The organism is Alkalimonas amylolytica (assembly GCF_900107845.1).
Lineage (GTDB): Bacteria > Pseudomonadota > Gammaproteobacteria > Enterobacterales > Alteromonadaceae > Alkalimonas > Alkalimonas amylolytica.
Genome location: NZ_FNRM01000006.1, coordinates 323,702 through 331,070, shown reverse-complemented (window position 1 = coordinate 331,070; position 7,369 = coordinate 323,702). Strand labels below are relative to the sequence as shown.

6 protein-coding genes are annotated in these 7,369 nt (G+C 39.5%); 4 read left to right on the top strand and 2 right to left on the bottom strand.

What is annotated here, in order from left to right:
• On the top strand, positions 1-536 hold a 536-nt coding region (locus tag BLW37_RS13565), incomplete at its 5' end, for a hypothetical protein (protein ID WP_216351833.1).
• A gap of 112 nt (positions 537-648) precedes the next feature.
• On the opposite strand, the gene BLW37_RS13560 is transcribed toward BLW37_RS13565, so the two are convergent.
• A complete protein-coding gene (locus BLW37_RS13560; RefSeq protein WP_281248660.1) occupies positions 649-1,665 on the bottom strand; it encodes an IS1595 family transposase in 1,017 nt (338 codons plus the stop codon).
• Positions 1,666-2,023: 358 nt separating this feature from the next.
• A complete protein-coding gene (locus BLW37_RS13555; protein ID WP_425426628.1) occupies positions 2,024-2,248 on the bottom strand; it encodes a hypothetical protein in 225 nt (74 codons plus the stop codon).
• Between the two features lie 230 nt (positions 2,249-2,478).
• Here BLW37_RS13555 and BLW37_RS13550 point away from each other — a divergent pair, with 230 nt between their 5' ends.
• From BLW37_RS13550 to gapS6b, 3 genes are all read left to right on the top strand, one after another.
• Positions 2,479-3,438, top strand: a complete 960-nt coding sequence (locus BLW37_RS13550; protein WP_091343714.1) for a hypothetical protein — start codon at positions 2,479-2,481, stop codon at positions 3,436-3,438.
• A gap of 274 nt (positions 3,439-3,712) precedes the next feature.
• Positions 3,713-4,069 (top strand): GapS6a family protein, encoded by a 357-nt coding sequence (gapS6a, locus tag BLW37_RS13545; protein ID WP_091343711.1) that lies wholly within the window; start codon positions 3,713-3,715, stop codon positions 4,067-4,069.
• 3 nt (positions 4,070-4,072) lie between these two features.
• Positions 4,073-7,369 carry a GapS6b family protein gene (gene gapS6b, locus BLW37_RS13540; RefSeq protein ID WP_091343709.1) on the top strand — a complete coding sequence of 1,099 codons (3,297 nt, stop codon included), beginning with the start codon at positions 4,073-4,075 and terminating at the stop codon, positions 7,367-7,369.

Genomic DNA, 7,369 nt, shown 5'->3' with positions numbered 1-7,369 from the left:
CGCTATTATGTAGCTGTTGCACAGGAAAAATTTTAGGGGAGCAGGTATTCTGCTCTCCTATGACGATTCGAACACCTTCATCATTAAAATGGCTGATTGATAAATACCAGAAACAGTGTCAGCAGCTTACTGCAGTTGAGGATTCAATTGCTGAGTTAACCGTAAAACGTGAAGTCTTGCGGGATTGTATTAACTCTTTGGCTAAAGTAATTGAGATACATGAAGTTCCTATTTCAGCTGTAGACATCCCCCCATTACGAAAAAACACGAAAAGAACCAATTTAGCTTATGGTTTAGTGACCAAGCTAATATATAAGTATCTTGGTCTATTGCCTGTTGACCAGGATGCTTCAGTTTCAGAGTTTTTTTACTTCATATTAGAGCAGTCAGGATGGCACAACTATGATCCAGAGAGCATCCGTCTGTTTCGAAAGGCAGTAAGACAGCGCTTACAAAATATGGCTTATCAAGGAAAGCTTCAAAGAACCCAGTTCGGCTCCCATCATTCAGAAGCACGTTATCGCGCTAAAAAATAAATTGACCTCATATTCAGATTTTTCCATACAACTATAACTTAAATAGGGCGATTGGTATCGCCCTATGCTAAGTCACGTTTTGATATCTGAAAACGAGAGGTGAACTAGTTCATTACTTATTTTCGTTAAATAGTAATTCACTTCCTCTCCTGACACCCTCACCATAACATCTCCACCAGCGTGAATAGCCAACAATCAGAGAGCGCCTCAGTGCATCAGTGAATCGGAAGCCTTCAGTAGTTCTCCGATGATCTTCTCGCCATGTCATCTCGTTACAGTAATCAAGCATGTACCTAGCCATCATCCGATGAAAAGTACCGTATTCACTCCTCCTAAGTCGGCTGAAGAACGACTCTGCTTGATTATTATTTACACCGTCAATTGTTGAGTACTCCTTTGAGTGTTCTACTGTCTCGTGAATGAACCGTGATGAAAACATCGAATAAGCAGGGCATTCGTCTGTTCGCACCAAAGCTCCTTTTTCAATGTAATTCTGGGCGATAAACCTAGCCGCACTGTCATCTTCTGCTTTTGCCAGGAAGCATCTTGTCCTGACCCCGCCTAAACCAGGTGTTACTTGCCTAACAACCATTACTATTCGGCGGTTTCTCTTCTTTCTCTCAAAATTTGCTCGAGATATTTTACTGCGCTTTGCCCCTTGGCTTTTGCCAAGCTTTATTTTTTCAGCAATGGCTTCTGGCTTAGCTTTGTTTCTAAATTGTCCACTTCTGGGCTTACCTCCGAAGTGTCCACCATCGACATGCACCTCCCCAGACATAAGAGCTTTATCTTCAGTTCTCATTAGTGCCTCACGCAATTTATGGCAAAATATCCAAGCAGTTTTATACGCAACACCCAGTTTTCTCGATAATGATGAAGCTGAAATACCGTTTGGACTGGACGTAAAAACGAACAACATAAGTAACAACTTTTTGAATGAGAGTTTTCTATCTGCCCAGACTGTTTTTGTTGTCACACTGAAATAAGCATCACAGTGCTTACAACGCCATTGCCTCCTGCTGGCTCGAAAAAAATGCTGGTCTATTGCTCCACACGATAAACAGGACTGAGTTGTTTGATTGCCCCATCTAACTTCACAAAAAAACTTGAACGCATCCTCTTCCGACATATCGGCTATGTCCATTATCGATAGATCCCTAACCGCGCTTGATAACAACCAATGTTGAGACATATTACCTCCCCCTGGCATTTCCTCGGCAAAACCTTGCATCTACCGAGAAAAGTCAGCATAGAAAATTAATTAAAATTCAGTTGGTTGAGGCGATAAGTTGTCGCACGAACTCAAGAAGGCTTCTTTTCGTGTTGACAACTTAATGTGAAAGGGACAAAATCGTGAGTATCAAAGGGGTTCGCATTTCTTTGATAAATCACTCAGGCCAGATGTTACCGCATCTGGCTTTTGTGTTTCCGGCCCCATTTAATTCATGCTCTAGCTATTCATAGCGTCCTCCCTTTGCAGATAACGGTTAATCTTTAGTGGATTTTAAGGCTTCATTCGCTAGCCAAATGGCAATGTCTCTGACCAAGGCGAACTTTCCTCGCCTGTTTTCTATCGTAAAAACTCTTACCGGCACTGTGTTTCTAGTCAACGATTGCCGAAATGCCTCATCAGAGCGATATCCTAACGAACTCCACAACGCCTCACCGGTAATAACAGGTGAGTGATGCAGTTTTAGTAACTGGTTTTCCAAATGCTCTACCAGTTTCTGGAGCTCTTCGTCTTCGCTCACGACTGAATTCCTTGCTTTGATGTGACAGAGCAAGACTAACTACGATTAAAGTGTTTTAATATGGTTTTTCTAAGGCCTGAATGACCAGTGAAATCACCTCCATGAATTTTTATCAGACTGATTTTACTTATCTATTTTTTTATCAACGATAATTTGGCACAGGTCATGCCAAACTTTTTCGCCCCAAAAATATGTTTACTTTTTCTGACTACAAGAAGCTAAAACCGGATATCAGAGCTATTGCGACTCGATATTGGGCTGAAGTTGTTAAGCAACGGCTTGGTGTTACTACGCCTAATCAGATACTAGCGAAACACCTGGGTGAAGAAGTCACTTCTATACCAGGTTGGTCGAATAATTCTTCAAGGTTCTGGAATAGAATGTTGCAGGGTAAGGCGTTGCTCAGAGAAAACAGCGCTGACAAAACGGAAGGTTTACTACCAGGGACAAAAGCAATTTTTACTCATTCACTGTGGCAGTTGCTTGGCAGCAACAGCTTTGAGCAGGTATTCATCAACAAAATTCTGTTATCTCTTTCCCCTGAAATCAGAGGCTGCATCTTTAAAGTAAACTCAGATGGGAGCTTGCACCGGAAAACAACATTGAGCACAAAAACAGCCCAATTTATATGCTCTTCAAATAGCTTGGATGCTTTGACTTGTTTACTGGCACTTACTCTAGAAGCAAAAAAGCAAGGGCGACTGCCAGTACAGCGGCATTATGAAATGGGAGTGATGTCTATCTTCTTCCGGATGGCTGCATTAACGGGGCTGAAGGTTGTTGCTATGCAGGTTTACGAATTGATTAGCAACATCTTCAACCAGAGCGCTGACGATATAAAAAGAATAACAGCTTACGATGAGAGCCTGCCAATCCCTTCACGGATATTGCCAGCACAATATCCACAAACTCAAAGAGCATTGGGATATCTCGAGACTATTTTAACATTGGCTACGCAGAAAAGGTTGATCGGCGAAGATGATAAAGAAAGGGCCATTTTCCTTAATCAAATAAATCATACCAATATTGCTGATATGCTCATGGAACTGGTGTCCGTTGAGCAGAAATTTGAGTTAATAGGAACCAATAGCACTGTTTTATCAAAGGTTTTAAGGGAGGTAAAAAAGCACAGAGCAACAAAATCAGACTAAATTGATTCTATTAGAAAGCTTCACAATACGGATAGAACCGTTTTTGCGAGGGCCTTTGCATTAAAGTGATGTAAGCTTACAGTAAAATTTAGAAAGTATTAAATCCGGACATTACGTTGTTATATGGGGACTCCGGTGCCGCCATGTCGATCGCTGAGCCATTTCGTTGTTAATGCGGGGCTGCTCTGCCGCCGCTATACCTAACCTAGTTGGCTAGTATAATTAATTCAAGCTATCTTGTCTAAGTGATTAATTCTCAAATTTAGGTGGATATATGGAGTTTCTAAACGCAGCAATATTATCAGGGTTAATCTATGATGGTATTAAAACCGGAGCATCAATAGGTGTTGACATGCTAAAGACCAAATTAAGGGCGTGGACAATCGATGATTCGGAATTATCTCAACTAGCCAAGCACTTGAGGGATGCTGGGATTAATGAAGAACTTAACCAATTGGCAATTGAGAGAAGAATTACTGAACATCAACCTCTGTGTAGTTTGATCCAGAAAATTAGGCCTTCAAATTCAGAGATGCACGTAAAACAGGCATCTGGAACTGGTCACAATATATGTAATACTGGAGACAGCAATATAACGGTTGGTGACATCATTGTTAATGACAAAGGATAGTTAATGAGCAGTCGTGACATAAATCAGGCCTCGCTAGTAGGTCATAATATAAACGCATCTGATAACGCGACTGTAAACGTAGGCGGTATTAACTATATCATTTCGGGGATTACTTCAAATGACCTTGTAGGTTACTCTAAGAGATTTTTGAAAGAAATAACCCATAGAAACATAAAGTCAGCAAAAATATACTTAAATAGCCTGGATTATTTTGACTCGCTTGACCACGATAGTAGAAGTATCAACTCTGTATTTAAGTTTAAGCTCAGCCTTTACAATGGTGGTGAGGTGCAAAAAATAGATAGGGAGCTATTTTTAGATCTTATAAAAAACAAGGGTGTAGGACCTGTAATGCGTGACATAGTAGAGTCAATTTTCATAGAGTATTTGTCTATGAGCTCTAATTGTGATGCAAGAGAGCGGTACAATAAAATAGAAGATAAAACTGATTTTACGAATGAAATTTTTTATGAAAAGGTCGCTAATTTAAAAGATTTATACTCACGTGTTGATGCGGGGTTATCGAACGTCTCAGAGAATGAGTTATGTGCGTTGGTTAGATGCGCATTCAGATGTGAAGATATCAACTTAGCTGTTCAACTCTCAACTCAGCTCAATACAGAGTTTCCAAACATTAATAGCGACATACTGTTAGTACTTGCTAGAGCTTACCAAAACAATAAAGAGATTGGAGCCAAACATTTCTGGCTAATTGATCGTTGTTTAATGACAGCTCTCGAGGGCCTTGTCGATAGATGCATAAATTTGTCAGAAGAAACAGCCGACCCGCGCGTAACCAGAATTGCAGCAGTGTTGCTCGCTTCAACATGGTATCAGAACCAAAAGTTGGCGAAACTATGCTTGGATAACATTACTGAGGCAGAAAAGGCAAATCCAAATATAGGAAGATACATAAAACCTAACAATGAAACATCGTGCAAGGTTAAAAATATAAATTATTTACTGAAGGATAGTAGACTTACAATAGATGAAGTCGACCTTGTTAATTTATTTTATGCTTACTTTGATCATGGCATTTCAAAGCGAGATTTGATGAGTTGGCACAGAAAAGGAGGTCGATTAAATTCGAAAAAATATCGGGATAAAGATTTCCTGGATTTGTTGTTCAATATTTTAGTTCTAGATTCTTCTGATGGAAAAGATAAAATTGATCTATCAAGAAGAGTTGAAAGTTTCTTAGAGAAGCACTCGTCCAAACTTAATGAATTTAATGTGATGATGATTCATTGCTTATGTAAAGGTCTACTTGAGTTTGGTCTAGCCTATCATGTAGTGAGGCTTTTAGAGCCTTTAATTCCACAATTCCCTTGGATTTCACCTGCAATAGATACATATGCCCAGGCTTTGTTGGCATCTGATCAGCATGAAAAGCTAGAATATCTTCTTGAATCCCTTAAAGGGCTTGATGACTCATATGTATTGCGATTAGTCAAAATTGAAAGAGCATGTTTTTTTAGAGACTATGACAATGCGGTCAAGCTTTCTGAGCTTGCGGTTAAAAATTACCCTAACTCGTGCTATTGTTGGTGCATTTTACTTAGAAACCTACACTTATCTAAATGCGAACACTCTGTTTTACAAACTACTTTGGAAATAATCCCCGATGATGTGTTGAACAGGTATAGTGAGGATGGTTTAAGACTACTGCATTTAATATCTAAAACTGATTCAGACTTTGCTAACTCTATCATCTTGGAGTGGTTTATTGATGATCCAGTTGGTATGGCACTGCATGTAACTAATTTGCATTTTAGTCAACTGGAACACTGGAAAGAACAATCCTATAATAAATATCCATCTAACCGTTGCTCTCAAGCGGTGGTATACAGCATAGGGAAGCGTCAACTGACAAAATTGCTTGTAGATAATGCTGATTCTAGTGAGTACTTGATCGACACTGCTTCTCCAGTAGGTATAGCTCTAGTAGAGGCTAGTGAAGGCGAAGAAATAAAGATTGGAGCAACTATTTATAGGGTAGAAGAAAAGCTTCCCCCCATAGTCGGATCATTTCGCATATCTACGGATATTCGTGACAATATAAATGCAGGTAATGATTGTTTCTATAAGTTCACAATTGAAGAAAACTGTGTTGAGGATATCCTACAATTCATAGGCGGAATATCTGATGGTCCGAAGTTATTTGATTCTGAGATTGACGGAAATAAAATTCCACTGTTAATGAGATTAAACAAGACTCATAGCTCGGACTTAATCCGAGGTGCAGTTCTCTATCTTTGCGATCACGAAAGCAACAGATATTTTTACTTATTTTCCCAAGGTGAGTCTGTAGAACATGGGGTTATACTTGACGTCCTCTCATTAGTCTATCTCGCACTTACTGGCTTAGGCAATACGGATGTCAAATTTTATGTCACGCCTGAAACTTACGACATAGTATCTGAATGGTTAACTCGAACTGGTCGTTCTGATTATCTTTCAATAGCAAAGTTGGGCGATAGTTTTGTAAAAACCACTTCAGAGAATGTTAGAAATGATCTTTTCTATAATAACTTAAATCATATTTTTGGGCTTTGTGAGATAATATCACCAAAGCGCATAGATATGCTGGGCTCCCTGACTAAGATTCGAGATGTATTAGATGTTTCGCATTATAGTTCGTTAAAGTCCTCTATTTCTCATGGATTACCATTTCTCTGTTTAGACCAATTTTTATGCGCTTTCTATAGATCCCTGAATATTAGACTAGTGAATGCCAAAAATTTCTTGTCTGATATTAATGCGAAGTTGCCAATTAATCACAAGTATAATGCCGAGTGCTTTGTAGAGTTATCGCTTGATGTCCCAGTCTCCTTTAATGATGTTTTTGAACTTTGTTGTCAAAAAGGAAGAGGTCAATATTTAGCTGCTGAGGTAATAAGAAAACATTCTCATGGTTATCCATCGTATGAGGCTGGGCTCAGAGTTCTTACGGAGTGCTGCACGAGAGCTCTTAGTAGCGCATTTGTAGGATGTAATGGAAGAATATTCGATGCCAAGGGACAGCTGAAACTCTCACAGTGGTGTCACACTGTGAATATCGTATATGCTTGCTGTAGATCTGCAATGATCTTTTTGGATGGAGTCACATCTGAGCAGCGACTATCCAAATTGATAGTAGAGGTCTTAACAACATTTGTCGATTCTAAGCGACTAGCAGTCTTTTCCATGTTCCTTTTTCAGAGATTTGTTAATGGGCACTTCCTAAGTATAGACGCCATTAATGTTGAGATAACCTCTTTAATGGGTAAGAACACGCGGGTTAGGCGATTGGAGCCCTGA